This window comes from Pseudomonas sp. JH-2 (assembly GCF_036231725.1).
In the GTDB taxonomy this organism is placed as follows: domain Bacteria; phylum Pseudomonadota; class Gammaproteobacteria; order Pseudomonadales; family Pseudomonadaceae; genus Pseudomonas; species Pseudomonas delhiensis.
Genome location: NZ_JAZAQP010000002.1, coordinates 259,339 through 275,461 on the forward strand (window position 1 = coordinate 259,339; position 16,123 = coordinate 275,461).

The window sequence follows — 16,123 nt, forward strand, 5'->3', positions numbered from 1 at the left end:
TGCCCCCCATTTACCTGCCAGCGACATTTGCATGCTTATCGCGACCTGCCGCCTGGGGCGCGGGCTACCGCGTCGGAAACGGATGCGGTCGTGTCGCCCATGGATAAGGCACCCGCAAGGCCCGGACGCACACTGCCTTCCAGCCGAGACGAAGGTAATCCAGTAGAGCGTCTGACCTTCATGCCCGCCGCCGCGGGCCCCGTCCATCGGCAGGGCGGGATTGCGGAGCCACCGCAGTGCCGAAGGCCGTGAAAGCCACCTTGCGTAGCGTAGAACCGTTATCAGCCACCCAATTTCGCCACCGCCGCCTCCCGGCGGGGCATGAGGACCAACCGATGGACGTCACCACCACCCTGAGTCTGGGCGATCCGCTGGAACAGGCCCGCAAGGCCACCGCCGAAATGCTGCGTACCCGTGACCATTCCTTCTCCCTGCCGCAGCCGTTCTACAACGACGAGCGCCTGTTCAAGCTCGACATGCAGGAGATCTTCCAGAAGGAATGGCTGATCGCCGGCATGACCTGCGAGATCCCCGCCAAGGGCAACTTCCTCACCGTGCAGATTGGCGACAACCCGGTCATCGTGCTGCGCGGCGCCGAAGGCAAGATCCACGCCTTCCACAACGTCTGCCGCCACCGCGGCTCGCGACTGTGCGTGAGCGACAAGGGCAAGGTGGCCAAGCTGGTCTGCCCCTACCACCAGTGGACCTACGAGCTGGACGGCCGCCTGCTGTTCGCCGGCACCGAGATGGGCGCCGACTTCGACATGAAGGACTACAGCCTCAAGCCCGTGAACGTGAAGACCGCCGGCGGCTACATCTTCATCTCCCTGGCCGAGAACCCGCCGGCCATCGACGACTTCCTGCGTACGCTCGAGCACTACATGGAGCCGTACGACATGGAGAACACCAAGGTCGCCGTGCAGACCACCATCAGGGAAGCGGCCAACTGGAAGCTGGTGATCGAGAACAACCGCGAGTGCTACCACTGCAACGGCTCGCACCCGGAGCTGCTGAAGACCCTGCTGGAGTGGGATGACGTCACCGACCCGCGTGCCAGCCAGGCGTTCAAGGACCAGGTGGCGGCCTGTACCAAGGCCTGGGACGAGGAGAAGATCCCCTATGCCCACGCCAGCTTCGGCCTGCGCAACCGCATCGTGCGCATGCCGCTGCTCGACGGCACCGTGTCCATGACCATGGACGGCAAGCCGGGCAGCAAGAAGCTGATGGGCCGCATCAAGAACCCCGACCTGGGCTCGATGCGCATCCTCCACCTGCCGCACTCCTGGAACCACTGCATGGGCGACCACCTGATCGTCTTCACCGTGTGGCCGATCAGCGCGCAGGAAACCGTCGTCACCACCAAGTGGCTGGTGCACAAGGATGCGGTGGAAGGCGTGGACTACGACGTGCAGCGCCTGCGCGAGGTGTGGGACGCCACCAACGACCAGGACCGCCGCCTGGCCGAGGAGAACCAGCGCGGGATCAACTCCACCGCCTACCAGCCGGGCCCGTATTCCAAGACCTACGAGTTCGGCGTGATCAACTTCCTCGACTGGTACAGCGAGCGCATGCTCAACAACCTCGGCGAAGAGTCCGCCCACGCGCGGCTGGTCGCCCACGAGTAAGCCGTTCGTCCACCTGGCGCCCCCTTCCCGGGGGCGCCTGCATTTCGGAGGGGATAGCGTGGATAGCCTGCTGTTCTATGGCAGCTCGGTGGTCGTCGGCTTGCTGATGGTGTGGAACCTGGTGGCTTGTTGGCGGAATCGTTGAGGGTTCGGCTGCTTTTCGTAGGAGCGAGCTTGCTCGCGAACAGTGCTCCCCGGCGACTGTGCTGTGGGGTTGACTCCGCTCCCTCTCCCCAGCCCTCTCCCTGAAGGGAGAGGGGGCTAGTCCGTGCCGAGAGGAGGAATGGTTTCAACCGGAAACCTTCGGTGCTGCCGGCTGACTCCAGAGCACCCAGCCCTGCCCAACGGTTCCCTCTCCCTTCAGGGAGAGGGTTAGGGAGAGGGTGCTCTTTCATCCTGCGCCAATTCCTTCCGGCAAACCCCATTCGCGAGCAAGCTCGCTCCTACGAAAAGCCATCGTCCCGCGAAACAGCCATCGTCCCACGAAAAGCCATCCCCGCTCATTCCCCCAGGCTCTCTAAACCGCCGCCCTCATACCCATATGCCCGTCCGCGACGCCTTCGGTGTCGCGCATGTCGCCGCCTTGACGCTTTCGGTACGACCCTGGTCGTTTTCGAATCGGGCCGCCCCGTCACCCGGGGATATGCTGCCCCCAAAGCGCCGGCACAAGTCCCGGCGCGCCAAGCCTGACAAGCCTTGCCTGATATAGAGAGACGCCAGATGAGCCCAGCCGAACTTCACGCCGACAGCATCGTCATCGATGGCCTGATCATCGCCAAGTGGAACCGCGAACTCTTCGAGGACATGCGCAAGGGCGGGCTGACCGCCGCCAACTGCACCGTGTCCGTGTGGGAAGGCTTCCAGGCCACGGTGAACAACATAGTCGCCAGCAACAAGCTGATCCGCGACAACAGCGACCTGGTCATCCCGGTCCGCAGCACCGCCGACATCCGCCGCGCCAAGGAGCTGGGCAAGACCGGCATCCTCTACGGCTTCCAGAACGCCCACGCGTTCGAGGACCAGATCGGCTACGTCGAGGTGTTCAAGCAGCTGGGCGTGGGCATCGTGCAGATGTGCTACAACACCCAGAACCTGGTCGGCACCGGCTGCTACGAGCGTGACGGCGGGCTCTCCGGCTTCGGCCGCGAGATCGTCGCCGAGATGAACCGCGTCGGCGTCATGTGCGACCTGTCCCACGTCGGCAGCAAGACTTCCGAGGAAGTCATCCTCGAATCCAAAAAGCCGGTCTGCTACTCCCACTGCCTGCCTTCCGGGCTGAAAGAGCACCCGCGCAACAAGTCCGACGAGGAACTGAAGTTCATCGCCGACCACGGCGGCTTCGTCGGCGTGACCATGTTCACGCCGTTCCTGGCCAAGGGCGTGGACGCGACCATCGACGACTACGCCGAGGCCATCGAGTACGTGATGAACATTGTCGGCGAGGACGCCATCGGCATCGGCACCGACTTCACCCAGGGCCATGGCCAGGACTTCTTCGAGTACCTCACCCACGACAAGGGCTATGCCCGTCGCCTGACGCGCTTCGGCACCATCATCAACCCGCTGGGCATCCGCACCGTGGGCGAGTTCCCCAACCTCACCGAGACCCTCCTCAAGCGCGGCATGCCCGAGCGCGTGGTGCGCAAGGTCATGGGCGAGAACTGGGTGCGCGTCCTGGCGGACGTCTGGGGCGAGTAAGCCTTGGCGGAGTGCCCGCGTACCCGGTGCCGGGCCTCCAGACCTCTTCGTAGGATGGGTGGAGCGCAGCGATACCCATCATGCCGGCCACGCCGGCCACGTTAATCAACCGCATTCCGAGAACCGAGCCATGGCCAAACACGCCCCCGAACTGCCCATCGAAGTCGACAGCGAAACCGGTGTCTGGACCACCGACGCCCTGCCGATGCTCTACGTGCCGCGGCACTTCTTCGTCAACAACCACATGGGCATCGAGGAGGAGCTGGGCGCCGAGCGCTATGCCGAAATCCTCTACAAGGCCGGCTACAAGTCCGCCTGGCACTGGTGCGAGAAGGAAGCCGAATGCCATGGCATCGAAGGCGTGGCGGTGTTCGAGCACTACATGAAGCGCCTGTCCCAGCGTGGCTGGGGCCTGTTCCAGATCGAGCAGATCGACCTCGACAAGGGCACCGCCCAGGTGCGCCTGAAGCACTCCGCCTTCGTGTACGTGTACGGCAAGGTCAACCGCAAGGTCGACTACATGTTCACCGGCTGGTTCGCCGGCGCCATGGACCAGATTCTCCAGGCCCGCGGCAGCAGCATCCGCACCGTGGCCGAGCAGGTCTACAGCGGCTCGGAAGAAGGCCACGACGACGGCCTGTTCATCGTCAAGCCGCTCTGACCCGGCTCGCACCCACAACAAGAACCTCTGATTCCGTGAGGATGCCGCAATGGCTTTCGAGGCAATGTTCCAGCCGATCCAGATCGGCAAGCTGACCATCCGCAACCGCGTGCTCTCCACCGCCCACGCCGAGGTCTACGCCACCGACGGCGGCATGACCACCGAGCGCTACGTGAAGTACTACGAGGAGAAGGCCAAGGGCGGCATCGGCCTGGCCATCTGCGGCGGTTCCTCGGTGGTGGCCATCGACAGCCCGCAGGAATGGTGGAGCTCGGTGAACCTGTCCACCGACCGCATCATCCCGCACTTCCAGAACCTGGCCGACGCCATGCACAAGCACGGCGCCAAGATCATGATCCAGATTACCCACATGGGCCGCCGCTCGCGCTGGGACGGTTTCAACTGGCCGACCCTGATGTCGCCCTCGGGCATCCGCGAACCGGTGCACCGCGCCACCTGCAAGACCATCGAGCCGGAAGAGATCTGGCGGGTGATCGGCAACTACGCGCAGGCTGCCCGTCGCGCCAAGGAAGGTGGCCTGGACGGCGTCGAGCTGTCCGCCGTGCACCAGCACATGATCGACCAGTTCTGGAGCCCGCGGGTCAACAAGCGTACCGACGAATGGGGCGGCACCTTCGAGGGCCGCATGAAGTTCGGCCTGGAAGTGCTCAAGGCGGTGCGCAAGGAAGTCGGCGACGACTTCTGCGTGGGCATGCGCATCTGCGGCGACGAGTTCCACCCCGACGGCCTGTCCCACGAGGACATGAAGCAGATCGCCAAGTACTACAGCGACACCGGCATGCTCGACTTCATCGGCGTGGTCGGTTCCGGCTGCGACACCCACAACACCCTGGCCAACGTCATCCCCAACATGACCTACCCGCCGGAGCCCTTCCTGCACCTGGCGGCGGGCATCAAGGAAGTGGTCAACGTGCCGGTGCTGCACGCACAGAACATCAAGGACCCGAACCAGGCCACGCGCATCCTCGAGGGCGGCTACGTGGACATGGTCGGCATGACCCGCGCACACATCGCCGACCCGCACCTGATCGCCAAGATCAAGATGGGCCAGGTGGACCAGATCAAGCAGTGCGTCGGCGCCAACTACTGCATCGACCGCCAGTACCAGGGCCTGGACGTACTGTGCATCCAGAACGCCGCCACCAGCCGCGAATACATGGGCGTACCGCACATCATCGAGAAGACCACTGGCGTGAAGCGCAAGGTGGTGGTGGTCGGCGGTGGCCCGGCCGGCATGGAGGCCGCGCGCGTGGCGGCCGAACGCGGCCACGACGTGACCCTGTTCGAGAAGAAGGACCAGCTTGGCGGGCAGATCACCACCGCTTCCAAGGCGCCGCAGCGCGACCAGATCGCCGGCATCACCCGCTGGTACCAGCTGGAGCTGGCGCGCCTGGGCATCGACCTGCGCCTGGGCACCGGTGCCGATGCCGACACCATCATGGACCTGCGCCCGGACATCGTGGTGCTGGCCAACGGCGGCCACCCGTTCCTCGAGCAGAACGAGCACTGGGGCGCCGCCGAGGGCCTGGTGGTGAGCAGCTGGGACATCCTCGACGGCAGGGTCGCCCCCGGCAAGAACGTGCTGGTCTACGACACCATCTGCGAGTTCAGCGGCATGTCGGTGGCCGACTTCCTCGCCGACAAGGGCGCGCTGGTGGAGATCGTCACCGACGACATCAAGCCCGGCGTGGCCATCGGTGGCACCACCTTCCCCACCTACTACCGCAGCATGTACCCCAAGGAAGTGATCATGACCGGCGACCTGATGCTGGAGAAGGTCTACCGCGAGGGCGACAAGCTGGTGGCGGTGCTGGAGAACGAATACACCGGCGCGAAAGAGGAGCGGGTGGTCGACCAGGTGGTCGTGGAGAACGGCGTGCGGCCGGACGAGAGCCTGTACTACGCGCTCAAGCAGGGCTCGCGCAACAAGGGCCAGATCGACGTCGAGGCGCTGTTCGCGATCAAACCGCAACCGTGCCTTTCCGAGCCCGGTGACGGCTACCTGCTGTTCCGCATCGGCGACTGCGTGGCCCAGCGCAACACCCACGCGGCGATCTACGACGCGCTGCGGCTGTGCAAGGACTTCTAAGAGCAGCGGCAGGCTGCAGGCGGCAGGCTACAGGTAGAGAGAGCTTGGCCTGGAGCCTGCCGCTTGCAGCCTGTAGCTGCGGCTAAGGTGGTTATCCATGTTGAGCACACTGCTTCCTATCCTCCTTTTCTCCGCCGTGGCACTGGCCGCCTTGGGCGCCGTGAAGCGCTTCGCCATGTGGCGCCGCGGGCGGCCGTCGAAGGTCGACTGGCTCGGCGGCCTGCTGGCCGTGCCGCGCCGCTACCTGGTGGATTTGCACCATGTGGTCGAGCGCGACAAGTACATGTCCAAGACCCACGTGGCCACCGCCGGCGGCTTCGTCCTGGCGGCGCTGTTGGCGATCGTCGTGCATGGCTTTGGTTTGCACAGCCGCATCCTCGGCTTCGCCCTGCTGGCGGCCACGGCGTTGATGTTCGGCGGCGCGCTGTTCGTCGCCAAGCGCCGTCTCGACCCGCCTTCGCGGCTGTCGAAGGGCCCGTGGATGCGCCTGCCGAAGAGCCTGCTGATGTTCTCCGCAAGCTTCTTCATCGCCACGTTGCCGGTGGCCGGCATTCTTCCGGAAGGTTTCGGCGGCTGGTTCCTGGCGGCCATCCTCGCCATCGGCGTGGCCTGGGGCGTATCCGAGCTGTTCTTCGGCATGACCTGGGGCGGGCCGATGAAGCACGCCTTCGCCGGCGCCCTGCACCTGGCCTGGCACCGTCGCGCCGAACGCTTCGGCGGCGGCCGCTCCACCGGCCTCAAGGCCCTGGACCTGAGCGACCCCATGGCCCCGCTGGGCGTGGAAAAGCCCACCGACTTCACCTGGAACCAGCTGCTGGGCTTCGACGCCTGCGTGCAGTGCGGCAAGTGCGAGGCCATGTGCCCGGCCTTCGCCGCCGGCCAGCCGCTGAACCCGAAGAAGCTGATCCAGGACATGGTCATCGGCCTGGCCGGCGGCAACGACGCCAAGTTCGCCGGCTCGCCTTATCCCGGCAAGCCCCTGGGTGAGCACAGCGGCGGCCCGCACCTGCCCATCGTCTCGCTGGAAGGCAAGGCCCTGGTCGACGCCGAGACGCTGTGGTCCTGCACCACCTGCCGCGCCTGCGTCGAGGAATGCCCGATGATGATCGAGCACGTCGACGCCATCGTCGACATGCGCCGCCACCTCACCCTGGAGAAGGGCGCCACCCCGAACAAGGGCGCCGAGGTGCTGGAGAACCTGATCGCCACCGACAACCCCGGCGGCTTCGCCCCCGGCGGCCGGCTGAACTGGGCGGCCGACCTGAACCTGCCGCTGATGAGCGAGCAGAAGCAGGCCGAGGTGCTGTTCTGGGTCGGCGACGGCGCCTTCGACATGCGCAACCAGCGCACCCTGCGGGCCTTCGTGAAGATTCTGAAGGCAGCCAGGGTGGACTTCGCCGTGCTCGGCCTGGAAGAACGCGACAGCGGCGACGTGGCCCGCCGCCTGGGCGACGAGGCGACCTTCCAGAGCCTGGCCAGGCGCAACATCGCCACCCTGGCGCAGTACCGTTTCAAGCGCATCGTCAGCTGCGACCCGCACAGCTTCCACGTGCTGAAGAACGAATACGGCGCCCTGGGCGGCAGCTACGAAGTGCTGCACCACACCACCTTCATCGACGAACTGGTGAAGGCCGGCGCGCTGCAACTGGGCCAGAGCAAGGCCGACAGCGTCACCTACCACGACCCCTGCTACCTGGGCCGCTACAACGGCGAGTACGAAGCACCACGCAATGTGCTCAAGGCCATCGGCATCGAGGTGAAGGAGATGCAACGCTCCGGCTTCCGCTCGCGTTGCTGCGGCGGCGGCGGCGGCGCGCCCATCACCGACATCCCCGGCAAGCAGCGGATCCCGGACATGCGCATGGTCGACATCAAGGAGACCGGCGCCGAGCTGGTGGCCGTGGGCTGCCCGCAGTGCACCGCGATGCTCGAAGGCGTGGTCGCCCCGCGCCCGGAGATCAAGGACATCGCCGAGCTGGTGGCGGAGGTGCTGGTCGAGAGCGCGGAGGCGCCGGCAAAAAAGCCGGCGCGGCGTGAAGAAGTGGCGGGGGTGCATTGATGAGAACGGTGTTCCTCACTTTGGGTCCTGTGCTGACTGTGAGTCCGCAGGCCCTCTCCCTAACCCTGGCTGCGCGCCCCGCTCCGAAGGGAGAGGGGACCGTCTCTGCCACGGCGGACGTCGGCTTTAGCTGGTTTGCCCGCTGCACTGGACTGACCACATGCACCGTTTCTTACAGGGCAGCACGAATAGCTCCCTCTCCCTTCAGGGAGAGGGCGGGGGGAGAGGGTAGCCCGAGCGTCAATGCCAACCCGTTCGCGAGCAAGCTCGCTCCTACGAAGAGCATATTCGCCCTGGAGGCCCAAGCATGAGCGACATCATCCGCCGCGACCCGCGCGCCGAGTGGATCGCCCGCAACCGCCTGCACCCGCTGCACCAGGCCATGCAGGCCGCCCAGGGCGGCGAGGTGCGCTGGATGGGCCCCAATGGCCTGGTCCGCAAGAACCCCCATGCCGTCGGCTTCATCGGCCCCAGCGGCATCAGGCGCATCGACCGCTCCGGCGGCCAGCAGGGCACCGTCGGCAAGCGCTCCAGCGCGCCGGAAGTGGTGCAGCTGCCGCTGCAGGTCATCGAGCAGCCGGCCTTCTACATCGCCGTGGTGCCGGACATGGTCGGCGGCCGCCTGAGCAGCCACGACCGCGACCTGCTGGGCCTGGCCCGCAAGCTCGCCGGCGACGCCGGCGCGGTACTGGCCATCGTCTTCGGCGAGCACAAGGAAAGCGCCTTCGACACCGCCGGCGTCGACCGCCTGTTGCAGGTCGAAGGCGACGAATACGAAGGCTACGCCCCGGAACAGCGGGTGCTGGCGCTGCGCGCCGTGGACGGCCAGTTCGTCCCGCGCCACTGGCTGCTGCCCGACAGCCGCAGCGGTGGCGGCGAGCTGGGCCGGCGCCTGGCCGCCAGCCTCGGCGAGCGCCCGGCCACCCGCGTCTGGCAGGCCGAGGGCGAGCACTGCATTGGCCGCGCCGGCGCCGGCCAGCAGGACCTGCAGCGGCCGCTGGCGCGGCTGATCCTGGCCGCCGCCGAGTGCGCCGAGCCGGTCAGCGAGACGCGCCACGAGGCCCGCCCGGTCGGCCTGGACGGCGGCGTGGCGCGTAACCTGCCGCGCATCGAGGACCTCGGCCCGGTGGCCGTGGACCCGGCGCAGATTCCCATGGCCGAGGCCGAGTTCATCCTTTCCGGCGGCAACGGCGTGCAGGACTGGGACCTGTTCCACCGTGCCGCCGCTGCCCTGGGCGCCACCGAGGGCGCCTCGCGGGTGGCGGTGGACGACGGCCACATGCCGCGCAACCGCCAGGTCGGCGCCACCGGCACCTGGGTCACCGCGCGGGTCTACCTGGCGGTGGGCATCTCCGGCGCCATCCAGCACCTGCAGGGCATCGGCGCCTGCGACAAGGTGGTGGCGGTGAACATGGACGCCGGCTGCGACATGATCAAGCGCGCCGACCTCTCGGTGATTGGCGATTCCACGGCGATCCTCCAGGCGCTGATCCGCCTGGTCGAGGAGTATCGGCAGGGAGGGGCGCGGGATGCGGCTTGAAAGCAGCGGCAAGCTTCAAGCTGCAAGCTTCAAGCAAGAGCGCAGCACGGTGCTAGTCCTTATCCATAGGTACGAACGATGACCGATCTGAACGTAGTCGCCCTGGTCTCCATCGGTGCCCATCCGGCCTCCGGCCGTGCCCGGCGTGCCGAGCAGGATGCCCGTGCCGTCGAACTGGGCCTGCGCCTGGCCGGCAAGCGCCTGCAGGTGCTGCACGCCGGCAACCCGCAGGAAGAGGCGCTGCGCAGTTACCTGGGCATGGGCCTGGACGAACTCGCCGTGCTGGAACAACCGGCCGGCGCCGATGCGTTGCCGGCGCTGGTCGACTACCTCGGTGGCGCCGGCGCGCAACTGGTGCTCACCGGCAGCCAGGCCGAGACCGGCGAGGGCTCCGGCATGCTGCCGTTCCTCCTCGCCGAGCGCCTGGGCTGGCCGCTGGTGGTGGGCCTGGCCGAGGTGGAAAGGGTCGAGGGTGGCAGCGCCCAGGTGCTGCAGGCCCTGCCGCGCGGCCAGCGGCGCCGGCTGAAGGTGCGCCTGCCCTTCGTCGCCAGCGTCGACAACGCCGCCCCGGTGGCGCGCCAGAGCGCCTTCGGCCCGGCGCGGCGCGGCTTCGTCGAGGCCCACGAGGTGGAAGTGCTGGCCGACGACCTGCTCGCCGCCAGCAGCCTGCAACCGGCACGCCCGCGGCCCAAGCGGCTCAAGGTGATCAAGGCCAAGACCGGCGCCGAACGCATGAAGGCCGCCACCGCCAAGGCCTCAGGCGGCACCGGCCAGGTGCTCAAGGACCTGTCCCCGGAAGCCGGTGCCGAAGCCATCTTCAAGCTGCTGCGCGAGGAAGGCGTGATTCGCTGAGCGTCGCTAGCGGGCCCTGCCCGCGAATCGCGCGCAGGGCGCGCTCCTACAGGGAGCTGCGGGGTGGTGGTTTGCGTAGGAGCGGATCTCATCCGCGAATCGCGCCGATACCCCCGGCTATCGCGGACAAGGTCCGCTCCTACGACGGGGTTCCTGCTGCGCCTGCGGCAAGCCGCTGAAACGACACGAAAATCAGCCTCTAAGCCATTGAATTGACAGTATACTTTCTGTCAGAAAAAGCCGCTTTTCCCTGGCCGGGAAGGGTGCTTTTCTTTATCCTCCGCGACCTTTACCACGGCCTCGGAGACTCCCATGCTCGACAGCACTATCGAACAGCTCGAACAACTGGTGGCTGAGCTGCTGCAGCAGAACAAGCAACTGGCCGACGACAACGCCCAGCTGCGCGACAGCCTCGGCAAGGCCAGCGAAGACAACGACGCCCTGCAACTGCAGCTGATGGAGCAGGAAGAGAAGCACAACGCCACCGCCGTGCGCCTGCAGGCCCTGGTCCGCCGCGTCAGCGACAGCCGCGCCAGCGCATGAGCAACGACGGCGTGCGCGTCCTGCGCATCCTCGGCCGCGACTACAGCGTCAAGGCGCCGGCCGGCGAGGAGCGCGCCCTGCAGGAGGCCGCCGCGCTGTTGCAGGCGGAGCTCGCCGCCGCCAAGCAGAAATTCCCCTACGTCACCAGCAACGAACTGTTGCTGCTCAGCGCCCTGAACCTCTGCGCCCGCCAGCTGGCGCCACGCGCTGAAGACAACGACGAAGAAGACAGCCGCACGGTGGAGCGCCTGGCCGCGCTCAACCGGCGCATCCGCGCGCACCTGCAGGCGCAGGACTGATCCCCCGCCCTCTGCTCCGTCACCCCAACGTAGGGCGCATAACGCCCCAGGCGTTATCCGCCGTTTGACCTCGGCCCCATGCCGCTCGCCGCCGAGCACGGAGCAGCCCTCAAAGCCACACCAAGCTCAACCACGAAGTTGCCGACAAGAAAGGTGTAGCGGCGGATAACCGCGAACGGTTATTCGCCCTACGCTCGGCGACATCCCGCAGGGCGGATATGCACGTATAAAAAAAGGGACACCACAGTCCGTGGCGTCCCTATGAATGGAGAGAGGGCTGAATATCCTCTCGACCGGTGAGACGTGGCGCTGCGGGAAGTCCCGTCGCGCCGGGCATAAAAGAAGGGATGGGGGATAACCCATCCCTGAAGGGTGAGAGGCGGGTACTGCCTCTCGACCGGTGAGTCGTGCCCGGCTCGCGCCGGGCGGTGCATCAGGCGCGCAGCGGGATCAGGCGCGGGGCGATCATGTTCTCCGGGCGCAGGATGTCGGCCAGGGTGGCCTCGTCCAGCAGCTTCTCCTCGCGCACCAGCTCCAGGACGCCGCGGCCGGTTTCCAGCGCGACCTTGGCGATGCGGGTGGCGTTCTCGTAGCCGATGTACGGGTTCAGCGCGGTCACCAGGCCGATGCTGTGCTCCACCAGCTGGTGGCAGCGCTCGACGTTGGCGGTGATGCCAGTGATGCAGTGCTCGCGCAGCATGTCCATGGCGCGTTGCAGCAGGCGGATCGAGTCGAAGATCTTGTAGGCGATCAGCGGCTCCATCACGTTCAGCTGCAGCTGGCCGCCTTCGGCGGCGATGGTCAGCGCCAGGTCGTTGCCCATGATCTCGAAGGCGCACATGTTCACCGCCTCCGGGATCACCGGGTTGACCTTGCCCGGCATGATCGAGCTGCCCGGCTGGCGCGGCGGCAGGTTGATCTCGTTGATGCCGGTGCGCGGGCCGCTGGAGAGCAGGCGCAGGTCGTTGCAGATCTTCGACAGCTTGACCGCGGTGCGCTTGAGCATGCCGGAGAACAGCACGAAGGCGCCCATGTCCGAGGTGGCCTCGATCAGGTCGGCGGCCGGGACCACCGGCTGGCCGCTGATGGCCGCCAGGCGCTGCACGGCCAGGTGCTGGTAGCCGGGGTCGGCGTTGATGCCGGTGCCGATGGCGGTGCCGCCGAGGTTCACTTCGGTCAGCAGTTCCGGGGCCAGGCGGCGCAGGCGGTCGAGGTCTTCGCCCAGGGTGGTGGCGAAGGCATGGAATTCCTGGCCGAGGGTCATGGGCACCGCGTCCTGCAGCTGGGTGCGGCCCATCTTCAGTACGTTGGCGAACTCCTCGCCCTTGGCGGCGAAGGCCTGGATCAGGCTGTCGAGGCTGGCCAGCAGGGTGTCGTGGCCGAGCAGCAGGCCCAGGCGGATGGCGGTCGGGTAGGCGTCGTTGGTCGACTGCGCCATGTTCACGTCGTTGTTCGGGTGCAGGTACTTGTACTCGCCCTTGGCGTGGCCCATCGCTTCGAGGGCGATGTTGGCGATCACCTCGTTGGCGTTCATGTTGGTGGAAGTACCGGCGCCACCCTGGATCATGTCGACCACGAACTGCTCGTGGAAGTCACCGCGGATCAGCCGAGCGCAGGCTTCGCTGATGGCGGCGTGCTTGTCGGCGGGCAGGTGGCCCAGCTTGTGGTTCGCATCGGCCGCGGCCTGCTTGACCATCGCCAGGGCGACGACCAGCTTCGGGTAGTGCGACAGCGGCACACCGGAGAGGCGGAAGTTGTTCACAGCGCGCAGGGTCTGGATGCCGTAGTAGGCGTCAGAAGGTACTTCGAGGGTGCCGAGGAGGTCTTTCTCGATGCGGAACGATGCAACAGGGGACATGATGAGATTTTTCTCAGGAGGACACGGCCAGCGCCGCGATGCCCAGTAGACTAGGGATTTCGCCGATCGTCGGCCAATGCTGTTGGAAGCTGTCTCATGCACAAACGGCATAATGTATTCTGTGACGACCTGATGACGGCGAGCGTATGGCCATGCTATGCGCGCCCGTTCATCCACTGACCGATCGATCAGGACCATCCCGCCGCGCCGGGAGGAGACGACGTGAACCTGGAAACCAAATGGCTGGAGGACTTCAGCACCCTGGCCACCACCCGCAGCTTCTCCCAGGCCGCGGAGAAGCGCTTCGTCACCCAGCCGGCCTTCAGCCGGCGCATCCGCAGCCTGGAGGACGCCCTCGGGCTGACCCTGGTGAACCGCCAGCGCACGCCCATCGAGCTGACCGAGGCCGGCCAGCTGTTCCTGGTCACCGCGCGCGCGGTGGTCGAGCAGCTCGGCCAGGTGGTGCGCCACCTGCACCACCTGGAGGGCGGGCAGGGCGAAGTGCTGCAGTTCGCCGCCGCCCACTCCCTGGCCCTGGGCTTCTTCCCGGCGTGGATCGCCCGGCTGCGCGCCGAGGGCCTGAACATCGCCAGCCGCCTGGTGGCGACCAACGTCGGCGAGGCCGTGCACCTGCTGCGCGAGGGCGGCTGCGACCTGATGCTGGCCTTCTACGACCCGGACGCGGCGCTGCAGATGGACCCGGAAGTGTTCCCCTCGCTGCACCTGGGGCGCACCGAGATGCTCCCGGTGTGCGCGGTGAACTCCGCCGGCCTGCCGCTGTATGACCTCGACAGCGGCCAGAGCGTGCCGCTGCTGGCCTACAGCGCCGGCGCATTCCTCGGCCGCGGCGTCAACCTGCTGCTGCGCCAGCGCAACCTGCGCTACACCACGGTCTACGAGACGGCCATGGCCGACAGCCTGAAGAGCATGGCGCTGCAGGGCATGGGCGTGGCCTGGGTGCCGCGCCTGAGCATGGAGGCGGAGCTGGCCCGCGGCGAGCTGGCGGTGTGCGGCGGGCCGCACTGGGTGGTGCCGCAGGAAATCCGCCTGTACCGCTGCGCCCTGGTGCGCAAGGCGCAGATCCGCCTGCTCTGGCGCAAGCTGGAAGGCGGCCTGGGGCTGGGCGAGAGCGCCTGAGGCGGGGACGGCCGGGGCTATGATGCTTATTTGATAAGCATTATCATTTGCGCCTTTGCCAGGGGTTTCCCCCTCGCGCCGGCCCGGCGCGGACCGCTGGCGAGCCCGCCACCCCATGTCCGACCACGAGTCCCCCGTCCGGCCGCCCGCGGCCGAACCGACGGCGCCCGGCGAAAGCGCAGGGCGCGAGGACTTCCTGCGCGTGTTCCTCAGCCAGCGTCCGCGCATGGAGGCCCTGGTACGCCGCCGCGTGGGCTGCCGGGCCACCGCCGCGGACCTGGTCCAGGAACTCTTCCTGCGCTTCTGGAAGCGCCCGCAGGAACCGGTGGAGGAGATGGGCACCTACCTGCTGCGCAGCGCGCGCAACCTGGCCATCGACCACCTGCGCGGCGAGGACTCGCGCGGCCGCACCCTCAGCGTGCTGCTGCCCGACGAGGACGCCGCGCAACCGTCGCCGGAACAGGCGGTGCAGGCCGGCGCCGAGCTGGAGCGCGTCGAACGAGCCCTGCGCGCGTTGCCCGAACGCACCCGCCACGTGTTCCTGCTCAGCCGCGTGCACGGCCGCACCTACGGCGAAATAGCCGAGGCCATGGGCGTTACCCGCAGCGCCGTGGAAAAACATATGATGCGCGCCCTCGATGCCTGCAAGGCGAGCCTGGAGCCCGCCGCACCGGCCGCCCGCAGCGGAGCTCCACGCCATGACGCCTGACACCCCGACCCTCCCGGCCGACGCCCGGCGCCAGGCGCGCCAGTGGCTGGTGCGCGTGCACGGCGGCGAGGCGGATGCCGGGGCGCTGCAACGCTGGCTGGACGAAGCCCCGGCGCACGCCGAGGCCTACGCCGAAGCCGAGGCGCTCTGGTGCCTCAGCGAAGGCCCGGCGCGGCGCCTGGCGGCGGAGGAGGGCGCTGCCCTGCAGGGCTACCTGGCCGCCATGCAGCACCCGCCGCGAAGCCGCAGGCGCGGCAACCCGCGGCGCTGGCTGTACCCGCTGGCCAGCGCCGCCTGCCTGCTGCTGATGCTCTGGGCCGGCGGCTGGTGGCAGCCGGGGCACTGGTACGCCGACCTGGCCGCCGACTACGTCAGCGCCCCGGGCGAAGTGCGCGAGGTGACGCTGGTCGACGGTTCCACCCTGACGCTGGACGCCGACAGCGCTGTGGCCGTGTCCCTGGACGGCGAGCAGCGCCGCGTCGAGCTGCTGCGCGGCGCCGCCTCCTTCGCCGTGCGGCACCTGCCCAGGCCTTTTGTGGTGCGGGTGGGCGAGGGCGAGGCACGGGTGCTGGGCACCGAATTCGAAGTCCGCCGGCTGGGCGACCAGGCCCGCGTCACCGTGGCCGAGGGCCGCGTGGCGGTGCGCGCCAGCCGGGCCGTGGGCGCGCCGGAGGTGGTGCTGGGCGCCGGCGAGCGGGTGAGCTTCGGCGCCACCCTGGGCGCCCCCGAGAGCGCCGACGGCCGCGCCGCGCTGGCCTGGCGCCAGGGCTGGCTGACCTTCTACCGCGCCTCGCTGGGCGAGGTGCTGGAGCGCCTGGCGCCCTGGTACCCGGGGCGCATCCTGCTGCTGGACGACGAGCTGGCGCAGCGCCGCGTCAGCGGCAGCTTCCCCAGCCACGACCCGCAGGCGGCGCTGGATTCGCTGCAGGCCGTGGTGGGCTTCCGCCAGCAGCATCTGCTGGGGCGTTTCGTGCTGATCCGCTGACGCGAAAAAAATTTCCGCCGGGCACTGAGGTACCCATAGGGCTGCTC

13 protein-coding genes are annotated in these 16,123 nt (G+C 67.8%); 12 read left to right on the forward strand and 1 reads right to left on the reverse strand.

Annotated features, from left to right (window positions below; genetic code table 11):
- The first annotated feature begins 335 nt into the window (after positions 1-335).
- The 9 genes from gbcA (at position 336) to zapA (ending at position 11,387) form a co-directional block, all read left to right on the forward strand.
- Positions 336-1,625: a glycine-betaine demethylase subunit GbcA gene (gene gbcA, locus VV867_RS02665; protein WP_109934357.1), complete on the forward strand. Its 1,290-nt coding sequence runs from the start codon at positions 336-338 to the stop codon at positions 1,623-1,625.
- Between the two features lie 720 nt (positions 1,626-2,345).
- Positions 2,346-3,323 (forward strand): dipeptidase, encoded by a 978-nt coding sequence (locus VV867_RS02670; protein ID WP_109934356.1) that lies wholly within the window; start codon positions 2,346-2,348, stop codon positions 3,321-3,323.
- 130 nt (positions 3,324-3,453) lie between these two features.
- Complete coding sequence (locus tag VV867_RS02675; protein WP_043256596.1) at positions 3,454-3,984, forward strand: DUF5943 domain-containing protein; 531 nt, start codon at positions 3,454-3,456, stop codon at positions 3,982-3,984.
- Between the two features lie 49 nt (positions 3,985-4,033).
- Complete coding sequence (gene dgcA / locus VV867_RS02680; RefSeq protein WP_328565564.1) at positions 4,034-6,094, forward strand: dimethylglycine demethylation protein DgcA; 2,061 nt, start codon at positions 4,034-4,036, stop codon at positions 6,092-6,094.
- 97 nt (positions 6,095-6,191) lie between these two features.
- Positions 6,192-8,153 carry a dimethylglycine demethylation protein DgcB gene (dgcB, locus tag VV867_RS02685; protein ID WP_109934354.1) on the forward strand — a complete coding sequence of 654 codons (1,962 nt, stop codon included), beginning with the start codon at positions 6,192-6,194 and terminating at the stop codon, positions 8,151-8,153.
- Between the two features lie 307 nt (positions 8,154-8,460).
- Positions 8,461-9,693, forward strand: a complete 1,233-nt coding sequence (gene etfA / locus VV867_RS02690) for an electron transfer flavoprotein subunit alpha (RefSeq protein WP_275628194.1) — start codon at positions 8,461-8,463, stop codon at positions 9,691-9,693.
- Positions 9,694-9,771: 78 nt separating this feature from the next.
- The gene (gene etfB, locus VV867_RS02695) at positions 9,772-10,545 is read left to right on the forward strand and encodes an electron transfer flavoprotein subunit beta (protein WP_109934351.1); all 774 of its coding nucleotides are present in this window, start codon (positions 9,772-9,774) and stop codon (positions 10,543-10,545) included.
- A gap of 312 nt (positions 10,546-10,857) precedes the next feature.
- Positions 10,858-11,088 carry a hypothetical protein gene (locus VV867_RS02700; RefSeq protein WP_009614252.1) on the forward strand — a complete coding sequence of 77 codons (231 nt, stop codon included), beginning with the start codon at positions 10,858-10,860 and terminating at the stop codon, positions 11,086-11,088.
- Positions 11,085-11,387: a cell division protein ZapA gene (gene zapA, locus VV867_RS02705; RefSeq protein WP_109934350.1), complete on the forward strand. Its 303-nt coding sequence runs from the start codon at positions 11,085-11,087 to the stop codon at positions 11,385-11,387. Before VV867_RS02700 ends, zapA begins: the two co-directional genes overlap by 4 nt.
- 433 nt (positions 11,388-11,820) lie before the next feature.
- On the opposite strand, the gene VV867_RS02710 is transcribed toward zapA, so the two are convergent.
- Entirely contained in the window at positions 11,821-13,245 is a 1,425-nt protein-coding gene (locus VV867_RS02710) for an aspartate ammonia-lyase (protein ID WP_109934349.1), read from the reverse strand.
- A gap of 222 nt (positions 13,246-13,467) precedes the next feature.
- Here VV867_RS02710 and VV867_RS02715 point away from each other — a divergent pair, with 222 nt between their 5' ends.
- The 3 genes from VV867_RS02715 (at position 13,468) to VV867_RS02725 (ending at position 16,076) form a co-directional block, all read left to right on the forward strand.
- Positions 13,468-14,382 carry a LysR substrate-binding domain-containing protein gene (locus VV867_RS02715; RefSeq protein ID WP_064584908.1) on the forward strand — a complete coding sequence of 305 codons (915 nt, stop codon included), beginning with the start codon at positions 13,468-13,470 and terminating at the stop codon, positions 14,380-14,382.
- A gap of 115 nt (positions 14,383-14,497) precedes the next feature.
- Positions 14,498-15,091, forward strand: a complete 594-nt coding sequence (locus VV867_RS02720) for an RNA polymerase sigma factor (RefSeq protein ID WP_109934348.1) — start codon at positions 14,498-14,500, stop codon at positions 15,089-15,091.
- Positions 15,081-16,076 (forward strand): FecR family protein, encoded by a 996-nt coding sequence (locus tag VV867_RS02725; RefSeq protein ID WP_275628196.1) that lies wholly within the window; start codon positions 15,081-15,083, stop codon positions 16,074-16,076. Before VV867_RS02720 ends, VV867_RS02725 begins: the two co-directional genes overlap by 11 nt.
- Positions 16,077-16,123: the final 47 nt, after the last annotated feature.